The following is a 16,910-nucleotide window of genomic DNA, read 5'->3' as shown; positions in this document are numbered from 1 at the left end:
GGCGCACGGGCCCGGGCTCCGTGGAGCCCGGGCCCAAGCGAGGTCGCCGAGGGGCGAGGTCAGTCCAGGTAGTCCCGCAGCACCTGGGAGCGCGAGGGGTGGCGCAGCTTCGACATCGTCTTGGACTCGATCTGGCGGATCCGCTCACGGGTGACGCCGTAGACCTTGCCGATCTCGTCGAGGGTCTTGGGCTGGCCGTCCTCGAGGCCGAAGCGCATCGAGACCACGCCGGCCTCGCGCTCGGAGAGGGTGTCGAGCACGGAGTGGAGCTGCTCCTGCAGGAGGGTGAAGCTCACCGCGTCCGCGGGGACCACGGCCTCGGAGTCCTCGATGAGGTCTCCGAACTCGCTGTCGCCGTCCTCGCCCAGCGGGGTGTGCAGGGAGATCGGCTCGCGGCCGTACTTCTGCACCTCGACCACCTTCTCCGGGGTCATGTCGAGCTCCTTGGCGAGCTCCTCCGGGGTGGGCTCACGGCCCAGGTCCTGGAGCATCTGGCGCTGGACGCGGGCGAGCTTGTTGATGACCTCGACCATGTGCACGGGGATGCGGATGGTGCGTGCCTGGTCGGCCATGGCGCGGGTGATCGCCTGACGGATCCACCAGGTGGCGTAGGTGGAGAACTTGTAGCCCTTGGCGTAGTCGAACTTCTCGACGGCGCGGATCAGGCCCAGGTTGCCCTCCTGGATGAGGTCCAGGAAGAGCATGCCGCGGCCGGTGTAGCGCTTGGCCAGGGAGACCACCAGGCGGAGGTTCGCCTCGAGCAGGTGATCCTTCGCGGCGCGGCCGTCGTCGGCGATCATGGTCAGCTCACGGCCGGCCTTGGTGAGGCGGCCGTTCTTGTCGCGGTAGGTCGCGTCGCCCTTGAGCTTCTGCTCGGCGTACAGACCGGCCTCGATCCGCTCGGCGAGCTCGACCTCCTGGGCGGCGTTGAGCAGCGCCACCTTGCCGATCTGCTTGAGGTAGTCCTTGACCGGGTCCGCGGTGGCACCGGCGGTGACGACCTGCTGCGCGGGGGCGTCGTCCTCCGCGGCGTTGAAGACGAAGCCGCCGGAGGCCTCCACCTTCTGATCGGTGGCGGACGGGGCTCGGCGCGGCTCCTTCTCCTCGCCGTCGTCCTCGGCGCCCGCCTCGGGCTCGACGTCCTTCGCCGCGGCCGCCGCCTTCTTGGCGACGGTCCTGCGGGAGGTGGTCGTCGCGGGTGCCGCCTTCTTGGCCGCGGCCTTCTTGGCGGCCGCCTTCGTGGTGGCGGTGGTCTCGGTCGAGGCGCCCTCGGCCTCGGTGCTCTCCGCCGCCGTGGACGCGGCGCGGGTCGAGGTCTTCGCCGTGGGCGAGGTCTCAGCAGTACTGGAGGAGGTCACAGAGTTCCTTCTTCCGGCGGCGGCCCGGTGCGGGGCGGTCCGCCACACTCGGGCGATCGGTCTTCTCGGCGCGGCTCACGGTCTTGCACTGCAGGGCGCGGATCCGGAGGGTCCGGTATCACGGCGCACGAACGCACGGTGCCGTCAAGCCTGTCGAGTATAACGCCCTCCGGCGCCGAGTATTCCCCGCGGGTCAGGAGGCGGTCGCGGCCCGGCGGGAGAGGTCCGCCGGGTCGTCCTTCACGGCGAGCACGGGGCAGGACGCGCCGAGCACGACCCGCCGTGCGGAGGCGCCGAGGTTCAGCTTTCCGATCGGCGGCTTGCGACGCAGCCCGATCACCACCAGGCTCGCCCCCACCTCCTCGGCGACGGCGAGCACGAACTCCCCGATCTCGCGTTCGGGGCTGCTGTGCACGGTGACGTCCCCGCAGCGGGCTCCGGCCTCGGCGAGCTCGGCCCGCACCTCGGCCTCGGTGGCCGCGGTCATCCCCGTGGCGGCGTCGTTGTACTGGTGCGAGGCGATGGCGAGGTCCTCGCCGGAGCGCTCCGCGTAGCGCAGGGCCGCCCGCAGCGCCGCGCGTCCCTGTCCGGAGGGTGAGTACCCCACGACGATGGTCATGCGACCTCTCCTTCTGTGCGCGGTGCGGGCTGCAGCGGGCCGCCGAGGCGGCCTCCGGCCAGCTTAGTCGTCCAGCAGATCCGAGATCCACCTCTCCAGGCCGGCGTGGGCGAGCAGGAAGGCGTCGTGCCCGATGGGCGAGGAGGCCACGTGCCACCGTGCGCCGGGCACGTGCTCGGCGACCTCCCGCACCAGCGCGGGCGGGAAGAGGCGGTCGGAGTCGATCGCGACCACCAGGGTGCGGGCCGTGACCCGGGCCAGGGCCGCGGCGGTCCCGCCCCGGCCTCGCCCCACGTCGTGGGTGCTCATCGAGCTCGCCAGGGCGATGTACGAGTTCGCGTCGAAGCGGCGGGCGAGCTTCACCGCGTGATGGTCGAGGTAGCTGGTCACCTGATGCCGGCCGTGCCCGTCGAACGGGTCCTCCTGGCCCTGGGCGCGGTTGCCGAACCGCTCCTCGAGCTCCTCGGCGGTGCGGTACGTGGTGTGCGCGATGCGCCGGGCGATGCCGAGCCCGGCGGAGGGGCCCTGGCCGTCCGCGAGGCCGTAGTAGTCGCCGCCGTGGAATGCGGGGTCGAGGCGGATCGAGGCGATCTGGGCGCTGTTCCAGGCGATCTGATCGGCCGTCGCCCGGGCGGAGGAGGCGAGCAGGGCGAGGCGCTCCACCTCGTCCGGGTGGCTCACTCCCCATTCGATGGTGCGCATGCCGCCCATCGAGCCGCCGATCACCAGCGCCCAGCGCCGGATCCCCAGGCTCTCGCGCAGGCGGCGCTCCGCGGCCACCTGGTCCCGGGTGGTGATGGCCGGGAAGCGGGAGCCGTAGGCGCGGCCGTCCGGCGCGGTGGAGCTCGGTCCGGTGCTCCCCTGGCAGCCGCCCAGGACGTTGGGGGCGACCACGTGGTAGCGGTCGGTGTCGATCGCGCGCCCGGGCCCCACCACGTCCTCCCACCAGCCGGGGCTGGGGTGGGCGGGACCGGCCGCGCCGCGCACGTGGGAGTCGCCCGTGAGCGCGTGGAGCACCAGCACCGCGTTGTCGCCGTCCGGGGCCAGCTCCCCCCAGGTCTCGTACGCCATGGTGACGTCCTCCAGGACGTCGCCGCTCTCGAGGGCGAGCGCACCGATCCGGGCGAAGCGGCGATCCCCTGCGCCGCGCGCCGGATGCCAGGCACCGCCCGCCGTCTCCGCGACGGGGCTCCCGCCCGGTCGGGGGGCGGCGCCGTCCGGTCGCGGCTGCTCGGCCTCGACCGGTCGATGCTCTCCGAGGATCGTCATCCGTGCGTGCTCCTTCAGCGCCCTGCCGGTGCCCGGGCGCAGGGCCGCGGCTCAGGTGCTGGGCCACCAGGCGGGGAAGATCGGGGTGTCGGTCATCCGTGAGAGCAAGGGTGCCAGAGTGGACTCGGGTTCCCTCGCCCGCAGCTCGTCGACGAGCGCCCCGGCGCTCGCGAATCGGTGGTTCCACCACGCCAGCAGCACCAGCAGCGCGGTGAGCGCACGCCAGGCGGAGCGGGCGGTGGAGCGCGCCGCCGGGGTGCCGCCACGCTGCGCGGCGGCGGCGATCGCGCGGAGCCGCGAGAGGGCGATGTACCACTCGCCACCTGCACGGACGTCCTCATGGGGGATCCGCTCCGGATCCTTCACCAGCTCCTGGAGGAGGGTGGCGCGCTCCACCTCGCGCCCGCCGCCGTGCTCGACGCACTGCGCCAGCAGCTCCCAGTGCAGGCGGTCCACGGCGAGGGCGGAGAGCAGGGCCGCGACCTGTTCACACTTCGTCATCCTGTCATGCTGGGCGAGCGTCTCCGGCGCGGCCAGCAGCGGTCGCAGCGCGGCGCGCACGGTGGCGAACAGCGCCCCGGGATCGACCGTGGAGGCGACGTCCACGGCGGGCAGGTCGAGGCCCGCCCCCAGCTCGTCGAGCCGGTCCGCGAAGGCCTCCTCCCGGGGCACGGGGCGCCCCTCCAGCACGGCGCCGGCCGCCGCGCTGGTGTCCTCGAAGACCGCGAGCGCGCCCACCGCCCGGGGGCGCATCCCCGCCTCCCCCGCGCTCGTCCCGGGCGGCGGGACCTCCCAGCGCAGTCCGGCGCCGGCGCCCTGCACGACGCGCACCGGCCCGGGACCAGCGCCCGCGCCGAGGCCCACCTCGCACGCGGCCGAGACCTCGTGGAGCACCTCGCCCGCCCGCCGCAGGACCTCCTCGATCACGGCGTGGAGCACCTGCTGGTGCCCGTCCCCGATCACGACCAGCGCGCGCAGCGGCCCGCTGCCCCGCTCCCGCATCAGCGCGAGATGGCGGGCGAGGTGCTCACGACCCCGCGGGCCCAGCAGCTCGCCCAGCGAGGAGCGGGTGAGCATCGGCGGGGAGCCGCCTGCGCCGCCCCCGGCCAGCAGGAGGCTGTCGGTGGGGGTCTCGGCGAGGTTGAGGCGGGCCAGGGCGAGCAGCTCGGCGGGGTCCTCCGCGGCGCGGAGGTGTCGGTCGTCGTTCGCGGAGGTGGTGTCTGTCGTCATGCTCCGACCCTGGCGCAGGGCGCGCCGCGCCGGGACGCCGCCGTCGCTGCTGGGGACGGCGGGCGGCTGGGGAGGGGCAGTGGGGCGCACAGGTTCGGCCCTGCCCGGCGTGGGAGGATCATGGGGATCGCGAGAAAGGACCCTGTGCGATGACCTCCGTCGACACCTCGTGGACCGACGACTCCCTGCGCGCCCTCGACGACCGGCTCGTGGCCCGGATCGGGGAGATCACCGCCGGCGAGCTCACCCAGCGGCGCACCCAGCTGGCGCGCATCTCCCCGGAGACGGCCGAGCTGGCGGACTGGCTGCTCGACTATCTCGAGGGCGGGAAGCTGCTGCGGCCGCGGTTCTGCTTCTGGGGCGGGGTCGCCGCTCTCGACCGGGAGCCCACGGACGCGGAGGTCGACGCCCTCGCCCGCTACGGCGTCGCGATCGAGCTCGTGCAGGCGGCGGCGCTGATGCACGACGACGTCATCGACCACTCGCCGGTGCGTCGCGGCCGCCCGGCGCTCCACGTGCGTGCGGCCTCTCGCCACCGCGACGGCGCGCTGAGCGGTGACGCGGAGGGGTTCGGGGTCGCGGTCGCGATCGTCCTGGGCGACCTCGCCCTGAGCTGGGCGGAGCAGGTCGCGGCGACCGTCGAGGGGGCGCCGGACGCGCTGGAGGCGGCACGCGCGGAGTTCGAGGCACTGCGCACCGAGGTGATGTCCGGGCAGTTCCTGGACGTGCTCCATCAGGCGGGGGGCTTCGGCTCCGCACCGGACGAGGAGCAGGCGGCGCTCTCGGTGATCCGGTGGAAGACGGTGCCCTATACCGTGCTGCGCCCGGTGCGTCTGGGCGCCGCGCTGCTCGGGGCCGACGCCGCCGCCCTGCAGACGCTCTCCACCTGGGCGATCGAGGTGGGCACGGCGTTCCAGCTGCGGGACGACCTGCTCAGCGTGGTGGGGGACGAGGACGAGACCGGCAAGCCGATCGGCGGGGACATCGTGGAGGGCAAGCGCACCGTGATGCTCGCCCGGGCCCGCGCCGACGCCGACGCCGAGGGCACGGCGCTGCTGGAGGACGTGGTGGGGAGGGCGGACGCCGCCCGGGAGGAGATCGACCGGGTGCACGCGCTGCTGGTGTCGACAGGTGCCGTGTCCTCCGTGGCGCAGGACGTGCGCGAGCACGCGGCGCGCGGCCGGGTGCTGCTCGCCCAGGCCTCGACGCTCTCGCCGCGGGGCCGTGCCGGGCTCGCGGCCCTCGCCGAGCGCGCCACCGACGTCGCGTCCCTGCCGGCCTGAGCGAGCCGGCCTCGCACCGACCCTCTGCCCCGTCCTCCGCCGCGGCGGAGGGCGGAGCGGGCACGTCGTGAGGGTCTAGAGGGCGAGGGCGAGCGCGCGCCGGCGCACCTCGCCGCGCTGTCCGCGGCGGAGGTGGTCGATCGGCCGCCCGGGCAGCGTGGGATCCTCGGTGAACAGCCAGGTCAGGAGCTCCTCGTCCTCGAAGCCCCCGTCGCGCAGGATCGTGAGCGTGCCGGCGAGGTGCGGGGTGATCTCGTCGTCGGCGAGCATCTCGGCGGGCACCATCCGCACCGTCGGCTCGCCGCGGCGCACCGCCACCAGCTGGCCGTCCTCGATGAGGCGGCGCACGCGGGAGACCTCCACATCCAGTCGCAGCGCGACGTCGGGGAGGGTGAGCCAGTCGGGGATGAGGGCATCGAGGTCGTTCACGGCACCAGGGTGCCACGCCCGCGCACCGGCGCGCACCCCGGCACGGGTGCCGCGCGGCCGACGCACCTCACAGTCCGACACGCCCGTCTCGACGTGTCGGTCCCGGGCGATGGGCACCTGTCGCTCTAGATTGGGCCTGTGAGCTCGGCGACGTCGACTTCCCCCGGCATCAGCCTGCTCCTCGACGACCGCTATCGGGTCGAGGAGCCGATCGCGCGCGGCGGAATGGCGACCGTGCACCGCGGCCACGACCAGCGCCTGGACCGCGTCGTCGCGCTGAAGATCATGCATCCCCACCTGGCGATGGACGAGGACTTCCGCCGCCGCTTCGGGCGCGAGGCGCGCTCGGCCGCACGGCTCGCGCACCGCAACGTGGTGGGGGTCTTCGACCAGGGTGAGGACGAGGACCGCATCTACCTGGCCATGGAGCTCGTCGAGGGCGAGACGCTGCGCGCCCGCATCGTCCGCCAGCAGCGCCTCACCGTCCGCGAGAGCCTCGAGATCACCCGGCAGGTGCTGCAGGCGCTGGTCGCCGCGCACGAGGCGGGGATCGTGCACCGCGACATCAAGCCCGAGAACATCCTCCTGGACCGCGAGGACGTCGTGAAGGTCGCCGATTTCGGCCTCGCCCGCGCGACCGGGTCCCACAACTCCTCCGCGAGCGCGGCGCTGCTGGGGACCGTCGCCTACATCAGCCCCGAGGTGGTCACCCGCGGGCACGCCGACGAGCGCAGCGACCTCTACTCACTCGGCATCGTCCTGTTCGAGATGCTCACCGGCCGCCAGCCGTTCCGCGGCGAGCAGCCGGTGCACATCGCCTTCCAGCACGTCCACGAGGACATCCCCGCCCCGTCCTCCCTGGCCTCCGGCATCCCGCGGGAGCTGGACTCCCTGGTCACCTGGGCCGCCGCCCGGCCCGTCGGCCAGCGTCCGGCGACGGCGGCCGAGCTGCTGCGCGCGGTCGAGGACCTCCTGACCTCCCTCCCCCGCCCGGTGCTGGACTCCCGTCCCGCGGAGCGCGAGGACACCCAGACCGCGGACACTCCGCGCCTGACGACCTCGCTCGACGAGGTCGCCGGAGAGCTGGACCGCTCCCCGCGCGCCTTCCCCGCCGAGCGGCTCGGCGAGAGCGCCGCGGCCGACGACGCCCCGGACCCCGACGCCTCCTCCCCGGCCCCCTCCGCGGAGCCGGCCCTGCGGAGCGGGGGCGGCCCGGCCTCGGACACGGACCCCGACGCGGACTCCACGGCGGAGGGCGACGGAGCCGCCGAGCGCGGAGGCGACGGAGACCAGGCCGCGCGTCGCTTCGTGGAGCTGCGGGCGCCGCGGCCGCGCCGCGGCCGGCACCTGCCCGCGACGGCCCGGCGCCGCTCCCGTCCCATGGCGCTCGCCGCGGCGCTGGCGCTGATCGCGGCCGTGGCACTGGGCGCCTGGTCCGCGACCGACTGGTACCTCGAGTCGGGCCCCGGGGCAGACCGCACCGTCCCCCTGATCGCCGGCACGCCCCTGGCCGACGCCGAGGCGGCCCTGACCGCCGCGGATCTCACGGTCAGCACCGAGGAGCGGTTCGACGACACGGTCCCCGCCGGGCACGTCATCGCCGCCTCCCCCTCCACCGGGACCACCGTCAAGAAGGGCGCGACCGTGGAGGTGATGATCTCCAAGGGTGAGCAGACCTTCCCGGTCCCCGAGCTCACCGGCGCGACCGTGGACGACGCCCGCACCGAGGTCGAGGCGCTCGGCCTGGTCCTGGTCGAGGACGATCCGGAGCACTCCGAGACCGTGCCCGAGGGCGAGATCATCTCCCAGTCCGCCGCCGCCGACGCGCTGCCGGCGGGCGGCGAGGTGCACGTGGTCGTCTCGCAGGGCCGCCAGCCACTCACGGTCCCCGACCAGCGCGGCACCGGCGGGGACGCGGCGCGCGCCGCCCTGGAGGACGCCGGGTTCACGGTGAGCATCTCCCAGGCGCACTCGGCGAGCGTGCCCCGCGGTGCGGTGATCTCCCAGTCCCCCGCCTCCGGCACGCTGTTCCGCGGCGACACGGTGCAGATCGTCACCTCGCTGGGCCCCGAGATGGTCACCGTGCCGGACGTGTTCCGCCAGCCCGAGAAGGAGGCGAAGGCCGCCCTCGAGGCCGCCGGGTTCTCCGTGGAGATCGTGCACGACAAGGGGGACCCCGTGTTCGGTCAGGTCTACGAGCAGTCCGCCACCGCCGGCGAGGAGCTCCCCAAGGGGTCGACTATCACACTCAAGGTGTTCTGAGCGCGGTGTCCTGAGCGGAGCTCCCTGAGCGCGGTGGCCTTCGCGGAGCGCACCGCCTCGAGAGCTCGGGGCGGACGGGACGCACGACGGCGGGGCCGCCGTCCTCCGCAGGGAGGTCGGCGGCCCCGCCGTCGCGGTCCTGCTCAGCGGCGCGAGAGCATCTCCGCGACCAGGAAGGCCAGCTCGAGCGACTGCTGGTGGTTCAGCCGCGGATCGACCAGCGTCTCGTAGCGGCGGGTGAGACCTTCCTCGTCGATCTCCCCGGCGCCGCCCAGCACCTCGGTGACGTCGTCGCCGGTGAGCTCCATGTGCAGCCCGGCGGGCACGGTGCCGGCCGCCTGGTGCACCTCGAAGAACCCCACCACCTCGTCGAGGATGTCCTCGAAGCGACGGGTCTTGTACCCGTTGGACGAGGTGATGGTGTTGCCGTGCATCGGATCGGTCACCCAGGCCACCTGGGCACCGGCATCGCGCACGCCCTCGACCAGGGCAGGGAGGCGGTCGCGGATCTTCCCGGCGCCCATGCGGGTGATGAAGGTGAGCCGGCCGGGCTCGCGCTCCGGGTCCAGCCGGTCGATGAGCCGCAGGGCGTCGTCCACCGTCGCGGTGGGCCCGAGCTTCACCCCGATCGGGTTGCGCAGGCGCGCCATGAAGTCCACGTGCGCGCCGTCGAGCTGCCGGGTGCGCTCACCGATCCACAGGAAGTGGCCGGAGCAGCCGTAGATCTCCCCGGTGCGCGAGTCGATGCGGGACAGCGCCTCCTCGTAGTCCAGCAGCAGCGCCTCGTGCGAGGCGTAGAACTCCACCACCTTCAGCGCGTCGAAGTCCGCGCCGATGGCCTCCATGAAGCGCACGGCCTTGTCGATCTGGCCGGCCAGCTCCTCGTAGCGGTCGTACCCGGTGCCGGCGGTGAAGCCGCGGTTCCAGGAGTGCACCTCGCGCAGGTCCGCGAAGCCGCCGCCGGTGAAGGCCCGCAGCAGGTTCAGGGTGGAGGCGCTGGTGGTGTACGTGCGCCACAGCCGCGTGGGGTCCGGCAGCCGGGACTCGGGGGTGAAGTCGAATTCGTTGACCGCGTCGCCGCGGTAGGTGGGCAGGGTGAGCCCGTCGCGGGTTTCCTCGTCGGAGGAGCGCGGCTTGGCGAACTGCCCGGCCATCCGGCCCATCTTCACCACCGGCAGCGAGGCGCCGTAGGTGAGCACCGCGGACATCTGCAGGATGGTGCGGATCTTGTTGCGGATCCGGTCCGCGGTGGAGTCGGCGAAGGTCTCGGCGCAGTCGCCGCCAGCGAGCAGGAACGCCTCCCCGCGCGCGGCGGCCGCCACCCGCTCCCGGAGCACGTCCACCTCGCCGGCGAACACCAGCGGCGGCGCCGCCCGCAGCGCGTCGAAGACGCGTCCGCGCTCGGCCTCGTCGGGCCAGACCGGCTGCTGCACCCGCGGATACTCGCGCCACGCGCCGAGCTCCGCCAGGCCGTCGGCGGCCGAGGACAGGCTGAAGGCGTGGGCGCGTGCGGGGGCGTCGGGGCTGAAGTGAGTCACCGGGACAGCGTAGCCAGTCGCGCGCCCGCGCGGGGCACCGGTCCCACGGCGCGGGCGGTCACGACGTCCCGCCCAGGGTGCGGTGCCCGGCGCCGGCGTCGTCGCCGCCGTGGGTGCCGTGCCGGCTCTCCTCCCGCAGCCTCTGCTTGACGACGCTCGCGTACTCGTCGACCCGCTCCTGCCCGGAGAGGGCCTGGATCGCCTCCATCACCGCCTCGGTGACCTCGCGCAACAGCGTCGCCTCGTCGGCGCCCTCGCACCGCGCCGCCACCGCGGACACGTCCACCGCGGGCCCCAGCACGGCGTGGATGCGCGGGTGCCGGCGCGGGAGGTACCGCCGGCCCTGCTGCGCCTCGTGCGCTCCGCGCATCGCGACCGGGATCACCGGCGCGCCGCTGGCGAGCGCGAAGCGCGCCACCCCGGTGCGCCCGCGGTACAGCCGACCGTCCGGGCTGCGGGTCCCCTCGGGATAGATCCCGAGCACCTCGCCGCGGGCGAGCACGGCCAGTCCGGCGTCGATCGCGCCGCGGGAGGCGCTGCCGCCGCTGCGGTCCACGGGCATCACGTGCAGTCCGCGCATCACCGCGCCCGCCGCCCGCGCGTGCAGGGTGCGGCCCGTGAAGATGTCCGACTTCCCCAGGAAGTTCACGCTGCGTCGCACCTGGCCGGGCAGGAAGACGGTGTCCGAGTAGGCGAGATGGTTGGAGGCCAGGATCACCGGCCCCTGCGGCGGGATGTGCTCGGTCCCGCTGATGGTGGGGTTCCACAGCAGCCGCACCACCCCCATAACGACGGGCTTGGCGATCTCGTACAGCACGGGGGCTCTCCTGGGGGGACTCTGGCGAGCACGGACGGGATGTCTCGGTGCGGCGGGGATGCGACGATGGACCCATGGCGTTCAGCGAACTGTCCCGCCCCTGGCGCGCGCGGGCACACTCTAACCCGCGCGGAGGACTGCTCCTCTGCCACGGGTTCACCGGCTCGCCGCAGTCCCTGCGCCCCTGGGCGGAGGACCATGCCGCCCGCGGCTGGGCGGTGGAGCTGCCCCTGCTGCCCGGCCACGCCCGCACGCCGCGGGACCTCGCGGCCACGACGTGGCAGGACTGGTACGGCACGGTGCGGGAGGCCGCGGAGGAGCTCGCCGACGAGCACGGTCCCATCGCGGTGGGCGGCCTGTCGATGGGCGGCGCGCTCGCCCTCGCGCTCGCGGAGGATCCCGCTCTGCGCGGGCGGATCGCCGCCGTGGTGGCCGTGAACCCGGGGATGACGCTGCCGGTCGCGGCTCGCTTCGCGGAGCTGCTCGCCCCGGTGGTCCCCACGCTTCCGGGGATCGGGTCCGACATCGCCCGCGAGGGGGTGGAGGAGGAGGCCTACGACCGCATGCCCGTGCGTGCGGTGGCGCAGCTGCGCCGGCTGTTCTCCCGCACCCGCGCGCGCCTGGACGGGGTCGAGGTGCCGCTGCTGCTGGCGACCTCCCGGGTCGACCACACCGTCCCGCCCACGGACAGCGACATCGTCGCCGCCGGGGTGCGCGGTCCCGTCGAGCGGCTGTCACTGCCGCGCAGCCACCACCTGGCGCCCTTGGATCACGACGCCCCGCTGCTGTGCGAGACCTCGGCCCGCTTCCTGGACCAGCAGGTGCCGCGCCGTGGGAGACCGACATGAGCGGCGAGCGCCCCCACTCCCCCGACCCCCGGGACGTCGATGCCGAGTTCGCCCGCATGCTCGAGGGCGAGGGCGTGTCCCTGCAGCCCGGCGAGGCGCCGCGCGAGCCCGCCGCGCCGGAGCCGATGGACCCCTGGGCGGAGGACTCCCCCGAGGAGGAGCCCGGCCCGCCGAGTGCGGAGTCGATCGCCCGGGCCCGCGCGGCGCATCCCTCGGCGGGCGCGCCGAGCAGCGCCGGCGCGCGCGGCGGAGCGGACGCCCCGCGCGAGCTCGACGACGACGAGGTGCTCTACGGGGACTTCGAGCAGCCGGACCCGGACCTCCCCACACCCTCCGACGCCGCGATCTGGGCGTGGACGGCGCTGCTGGGAGGGTTCGCCCTGCTCCTGGTGGTCGCGGTGACGCCCGCGCTGCCCGGCCCGCTCGGCTGGCTGGGCGGGCTCTCCGCCCTCGGCGGCCTGGTCGCGCTGCTGCTCCGCGCGCCCCGCGGCCGACGGGACGACGGCGACACCGGCGCGCAGGTCTGAGCGGTCGCGGCCGCGAGGGACGCGCCGCCGTGCCCCGGACTCAGCGTGCGAGATCCGCGGCGCCCACGATCCCCGCACGGTTCCCCATCTGCGCCACCACGAACGGGGCCAGCGGACGGTGGGTGCGCGCCGTGAGATTCTTGGCGTACGCCTCCCGGGCCGGCTCGAGCAGCAGATCGCCGGCCGCCGCCACCCCGCCGCCGACCACGATCACCTCGGGGTCCAGCAGGCTCGCGATGGAGGCCATCCCCACGCCGAGCCAGCGGCCGAGCTCGTCGATCATCTCGCGGGCGCCAGGATCGCCCTGCTGGGCGAGGCGCGTGATCATGGGGCCGTCGATCTCCTTCTTCGCGCCTCCCGCCATCTGCAGCAGCGGCCCCATCAGCGGGTCCCCGGCGGCCGCCCGTCGCTTCGCGGTGCGCACCAGGGCGGTGCCGGCGGTGTACTGCTCGAGACAGCCGCGACGCCCGCACCCGCACCACTGCCCGTCCTGGACAGCGGTCATGTGCGCGATCTCCCCGGCGAAGCCGGCGCTGCCGCGCACCAGCTGCCCGTCCATCACCAGAGCGCCGCCGAGGCCCGTGCCCACGGTCACCATCAGCATGTGCGCGGCCTCGATCGCGGCGCCGAAGCGGTACTCCGCCCAGCCCGCGGCGTTCGCGTCGTTCTCCACCACCACCGGGAGACCGGTGAGGCGCTCCAGCTCGTCCGCCAGCGGGTGCTGACGCCAGGCGAGGTTCGCGGCGAAGTTGACGGTGCGGCGGTCCGCGCCCACGAATCCGGCGGCGCCCACGCCCACACCCACCACGGTGTGCTCGGCGCGCAGCTCCGCCACCGCGTCCGCGACCGCGGCCTCGATCAGGGCGGCGTCCGTGGCGGGGGTGCTGCGCGTGGTCGCGGCGACGACCTCCCCGTCCTCGTCGACCACCCCGGCCGCGATCTTGGTCCCGCCGATGTCCACTCCGATGGAGAGCATGCCGCTCCTGTCCGTCCTCGGTCCGCGCGCGCAGGGATGCTCCTGCGCGCACCGCACCCGCCAACTTGTCGGGACCCATCGTAGGCGGCCTCTGCCGTAGGATCTGACAGACCCCACCAGCGCGTCCGTGACGACGTCCGGCACGCTCCGCCCGCTCGCCGCCCCGGATCGAAGGAGATTCGATGAAGCAGTACACCTCACCGCCGCAGCACGAGAGCCGTCCCGAGGAGAACACGACGGATCTCCTGCTCGGGAGGCTGCGCTCCCACCCCTCGGTCCCCATCTACGAGCTCGCCCAGGAGGGCGGGTCCTACACCCCCGTGGCCACCGCAGACTTCGTCGACGAGGTCAAGAAGATCGCCAAGGGCCTGATGGCTGCGGGCGTCGAGTCCGGCGACGTGGTGGGCATCCTCTCCCGCACCCGGTACGAGTGGGCGCTGGCGGACTGGGCGGTGTGGTGGGCCGGCGGCGTCAGCGTGCCGATCTACGAGACCTCCTCCCCCAGTCAGATCCAGTGGATCGCCTCCGACGCGGAGGCCAAGTACATCCTGGTGGAGAGCGCCCGCCACCGCGAGGACGTGGAGTCCGTGCGCGGCGACCTGCCGCACCTCGCGCACATCGGCGTGCTCGAGGACGGCATCCTCGAGGACCTCGCCGCGCGCGGCGCGGAGATCGGCGACGAGGAGCTCGAGGCACGGCGCACCTCCCGGCGGATGGACGACGTCGCCACCATCATCTACACCTCCGGCACCACCGGCCGCCCCAAGGGTGCCGAGCTGACCCACGCCAACTTCGTGGACACCACCCGCAGCGCGCTCAACCTCCTCGGCCAGGACGTGCTCCCCCCGGGCAGCCGCCTGCTGATGTTCCTGCCGCTGGCGCACGTGTTCGCCCGCCTCATCACGGTGCTGGCCGCCTCCTGGCCGGTCACCACCGCCTTCACCCCGGACACGAAGCACCTGCTGGAGGATCTCGCGGCCTTCAAGCCCACCTTCCTGCTCGCCGTCCCGCGCGTCTTCGAGAAGGTCTACAACAGCGCCGAGGCGAAGGCGATCGCCGGCGGCCGGGGGAAGATCTTCGCCGCCGCGGCGGCGACGGCGATCGCCTACTCCACCGCGCTCTCCGCCGGGAAGGTCCCGGTCACGCTGCGGGCGAAGCACGCCCTCTTCGACCGGCTCGTGTACGGGAAGCTGCGCGCCGCCATGGGCGGCAAGGTGCAGTGGGCCGTCTCCGGCGGCGCCCCGCTCGGCGCGCGGCTGTCGCACTTCTTCCGCGGGATCGGCGTGACGATCCTCGAGGGCTACGGCCTCACCGAGACCACCGCACCGATCAGCGTGAACCTGCCCTGGGACGTCCGCCCCGGCACCGTCGGGCCCCCGCTGCCGGGCTCCACCGTCGCGATCGACGACAGCGGCGAGATCCTCGTCAAGGGCGTGATGGTGTTCGCCGGCTACCACCACAATCCGGAAGCCACCGCCGAGTCGCTGCGCGACGGCTGGTTCCGCACCGGCGACCTGGGCGCGCTCGACGAGCACGGGAACCTCACCATCACCGGCCGACGCAAGGAGGTGCTGGTGACCGCCGGCGGGAAAAACGTCTCCCCCGCACAGCTCGAGGACCAGCTGCGCGGTCACCCGCTGGTGAGCCAGTGCGTCGTGATCGGTGACCAGAAGCCGTTCATCGCCGCGATCCTCACCCTCGACGCGGAGATGCTCGGCACCTGGCTGAAGAACAACGGCCAGCCGGAGATGACGGTGGCCGAGGCGGCGCGCAGCGAGGCGATCCGCGCCGAGCTGCAGACCGTCGTGGACCGGGCGAACCAGTCCGTCTCCCGGGCGGAGTCGATCCGGGCCTTCGAGATCATCGACTCCGACTTCACCGAGGAGAACGGCTACCTCACGCCCTCCCTCAAGCTCAAGCGCAACGTGGTGGTCAAGGACCTCGCCCCGGTGATCGAGAAGATCTACTCGGGCTCCAGGCCCGCCTCCTGAGACCACCCGCGGCCCCGTCCGCTCCTCGGCCCCGACGGCCGGGCGTCGTGCCCCGCGGCACCGCCCGCCCGTCGGGGCCGCGTCGTACCCTGCGAGCATGCCTGCACGCCGCCAGCTGAGCTTCGACGACCTCGGCACCCCGCTCGCGGAGGCCACGCTGGTGGTGGTGGACCTCGAGACCACCGGCACCGACCCGGCCGCGGACGCGATCACGGAGATCGGCGCGGTGAAGGTGCGCGGGGGCGAGGTGCTCGGCGAGTTCCGCACCTTCGTGGACCCGCAGCGGCCGATCCCCGCGTACATCGCCTCCCTCACCGGGATCACGGAGGCGACGGTGGCGGGCGCGCCCACCATCGACGTGGTGCTGCCGATGTTCCTCGACTTCGCCGCCGGCGCCGCCCTGGTGGCGCACAACGCCCGCTTCGACGTCGGGTTCCTCCGTGCGCAGGCCGCCGCATGCGAGCTCACCTGGCCGGGGCCGGCCGTGATCGACACCCTCGCCCTCGCGCGGAGGGTGTTCGGACGCGACGAGGTGCGCGACCACCGCCTCTCCACGCTGGCCCGCCACGTCGAGGCCGCGATCACGCCCGATCACCGAGCGCTCTCCGACGCCCGGGCCACCGTCGATGTGCTCCACGCGCTCATCGCGCGACTCGGCCCCGCCGGGGCGTCGACGCTCGAGGACCTCGCCTCCGCCCACCGCCGCGCCTCCCCGGTGCAGCTGCGCAAGAAGCACCTCGCCGAGACGGTGCCGTCGGTCCCCGGCGTGTACCAGTTCCTCGACGCACAGGGCGCCGTGCTCTACGTGGGCACCTCCCGGAACCTGCGCAGCAGGGTGCGCACCTACTTCACCGCCGCGGAGCGGCGACGGAAGGTGCTGGACATGCTGCCGCGGGCCGAGTCGGTGCGGGTGATCGAGTGCGCGACCGCCACCGAGGCCGCCGTGCGCGAGCTGCGCCTGATCGCCCGGGAGAAGCCGCCCTCGAACCGGCACGGCCTCCACCCCGAGACCGCGCACTGGCTCCGCCTCGGGCCGGGCTCCCAGGGGCTGCGGGCGGCGCGGCTGGCCAAGGGCGAGGACGACGGCTCCGCACAGATTGGCCCGCTGACGTCCCGGCACGACGCCGAGCCGCTGCGCGGCCTGCTCACCGAGGCCGTCATGGGACCGGCGGCGAGGTTCGACGCCGCCCGCAGCAGCGCGCTGTCCGGCGGCCACCGGGACCGGGTGCGCAAGGCCATGACCGAGGACCCGGACGAGGTGCTCGCGCACGTCGCCGCCCGCCTGCGCGCCCGCACCGAGGCAGGACGGTACGAGGAGGCCGAGGGGCTGCGGCGCCTCGCGGCGACCTACCTCACCGCCGCACGGCGGGCCTCCCGGCTGCGCGCCCTCGCCGCGGTGCCGCTGCTGATCACGGCGCGCCCCAGCACGGAGGCGGTGATCGGCGGGCGCGGCTGGGAGCTCCTGGCGGTGCGGCACGGCAGGTTCTCCGGCACCACGCTGGTGGCCGCGGGGAAGGATCCCGTCCCCTTCGCACGCTCCCTGGCGATGACGGGGCTCGGCGAGGCGGAGCTGGCCGCGCCCCTGTGCCAGGGCTACCACCAGGAAGCGGAGATCCTGCTGGCATGGCTCGAGGGCGACGGAGTGCGCACGGTGCTGGTCGAGGGCTCCTGGCGGGTGCCGGCCCGGGCCCGCTTCGAGGAGGACGCCCTCGCCCGGCGCTTCGCCGCCACCGCGACGCCGTCGCGGGCTTAGGCTCGTGGTC

At 74.3% G+C, this 16,910-nt stretch carries 14 protein-coding genes; 6 read left to right on the top strand and 8 right to left on the bottom strand.

What is annotated here, in order from left to right; genetic code table 11:
- Positions 1-59 precede the first annotated feature (59 nt).
- The 4 genes from DWV08_RS04665 to DWV08_RS04650 all read right to left on the bottom strand — a co-directional run bounded on the left by DWV08_RS04665 (position 60) and on the right by DWV08_RS04650 (position 4,476).
- Positions 60-1,406 carry an RNA polymerase sigma factor gene (locus DWV08_RS04665; protein ID WP_420897516.1) on the bottom strand — a complete coding sequence of 449 codons (1,347 nt, stop codon included), beginning with the start codon at positions 1,404-1,406 and terminating at the stop codon, positions 60-62.
- A 145-nt stretch (positions 1,407-1,551) separates the two neighbouring features.
- Positions 1,552-1,977, bottom strand: a complete 426-nt coding sequence (locus DWV08_RS04660) for a universal stress protein (RefSeq protein WP_115412724.1) — start codon at positions 1,975-1,977, stop codon at positions 1,552-1,554.
- A 63-nt stretch (positions 1,978-2,040) separates the two neighbouring features.
- Positions 2,041-3,246, bottom strand: coding sequence for a homoserine O-acetyltransferase MetX (metX, locus tag DWV08_RS04655; RefSeq protein WP_115412723.1), 1,206 nt, complete (start codon positions 3,244-3,246; stop codon positions 2,041-2,043).
- Positions 3,247-3,297: 51 nt separating this feature from the next.
- Complete coding sequence (locus tag DWV08_RS04650; RefSeq protein WP_115412722.1) at positions 3,298-4,476, bottom strand: hypothetical protein; 1,179 nt, start codon at positions 4,474-4,476, stop codon at positions 3,298-3,300.
- A gap of 149 nt (positions 4,477-4,625) precedes the next feature.
- Between DWV08_RS04650 and DWV08_RS04645 the strand changes: the two genes are divergently transcribed.
- Positions 4,626-5,759, top strand: coding sequence for a polyprenyl synthetase family protein (locus DWV08_RS04645; protein WP_115412721.1), 1,134 nt, complete (start codon positions 4,626-4,628; stop codon positions 5,757-5,759).
- Between the two features lie 75 nt (positions 5,760-5,834).
- On the opposite strand, the gene DWV08_RS04640 is transcribed toward DWV08_RS04645, so the two are convergent.
- The gene (locus DWV08_RS04640) at positions 5,835-6,188 is read right to left on the bottom strand and encodes an Rv2175c family DNA-binding protein (protein ID WP_115412720.1); all 354 of its coding nucleotides are present in this window, start codon (positions 6,186-6,188) and stop codon (positions 5,835-5,837) included.
- A 138-nt stretch (positions 6,189-6,326) separates the two neighbouring features.
- Between DWV08_RS04640 and pknB the strand changes: the two genes are divergently transcribed.
- On the top strand, positions 6,327-8,450 hold the full coding sequence (pknB, locus tag DWV08_RS04635) for a Stk1 family PASTA domain-containing Ser/Thr kinase (protein WP_115412719.1): 2,124 nt from the start codon (positions 6,327-6,329) through the stop codon (positions 8,448-8,450).
- Positions 8,451-8,593: 143 nt separating this feature from the next.
- Here pknB and DWV08_RS04630 read toward each other — a convergent pair whose 3' ends face one another.
- Positions 8,594-9,988, bottom strand: a complete 1,395-nt coding sequence (locus DWV08_RS04630) for a class II 3-deoxy-7-phosphoheptulonate synthase (protein ID WP_115412718.1) — start codon at positions 9,986-9,988, stop codon at positions 8,594-8,596.
- 58 nt (positions 9,989-10,046) lie between these two features.
- Entirely contained in the window at positions 10,047-10,805 is a 759-nt protein-coding gene (locus tag DWV08_RS04625; protein ID WP_115412717.1) for a lysophospholipid acyltransferase family protein, read from the bottom strand.
- Between the two features lie 74 nt (positions 10,806-10,879).
- On the opposite strand from DWV08_RS04625, the gene DWV08_RS04620 reads away from it, so the two are divergent.
- Together DWV08_RS04620 and DWV08_RS04615 are read left to right on the top strand one after the other, a co-directional pair.
- Positions 10,880-11,653 (top strand): alpha/beta hydrolase, encoded by a 774-nt coding sequence (locus tag DWV08_RS04620; protein WP_115412716.1) that lies wholly within the window; start codon positions 10,880-10,882, stop codon positions 11,651-11,653.
- Entirely contained in the window at positions 11,650-12,180 is a 531-nt protein-coding gene (locus DWV08_RS04615) for a hypothetical protein (protein WP_115412715.1), read from the top strand. The genes DWV08_RS04620 and DWV08_RS04615 overlap by 4 nt, the downstream gene beginning before the upstream one ends.
- Before the next feature lie 40 nt (positions 12,181-12,220).
- Here DWV08_RS04615 and DWV08_RS04610 read toward each other — a convergent pair whose 3' ends face one another.
- Positions 12,221-13,156 carry an ROK family glucokinase gene (locus DWV08_RS04610; RefSeq protein ID WP_115412714.1) on the bottom strand — a complete coding sequence of 312 codons (936 nt, stop codon included), beginning with the start codon at positions 13,154-13,156 and terminating at the stop codon, positions 12,221-12,223.
- 182 nt (positions 13,157-13,338) lie between these two features.
- On the opposite strand from DWV08_RS04610, the gene DWV08_RS04605 reads away from it, so the two are divergent.
- Both DWV08_RS04605 and DWV08_RS04600 read left to right on the top strand, forming a co-directional pair.
- Complete coding sequence (locus tag DWV08_RS04605) at positions 13,339-15,147, top strand: AMP-dependent synthetase/ligase (RefSeq protein WP_115412713.1); 1,809 nt, start codon at positions 13,339-13,341, stop codon at positions 15,145-15,147.
- 97 nt (positions 15,148-15,244) lie between these two features.
- Positions 15,245-16,900, top strand: coding sequence for a DEDD exonuclease domain-containing protein (locus DWV08_RS04600; RefSeq protein WP_115412712.1), 1,656 nt, complete (start codon positions 15,245-15,247; stop codon positions 16,898-16,900).
- Positions 16,901-16,910 lie beyond the last annotated feature (10 nt).

The sequence above is a fragment of the Brachybacterium saurashtrense genome, from assembly GCF_003355475.1.
Taxonomy (GTDB): Bacteria; Actinomycetota; Actinomycetes; order Actinomycetales; family Dermabacteraceae; genus Brachybacterium; species Brachybacterium saurashtrense.
This window is presented reverse-complemented; position numbering and strand designations above follow the sequence as displayed.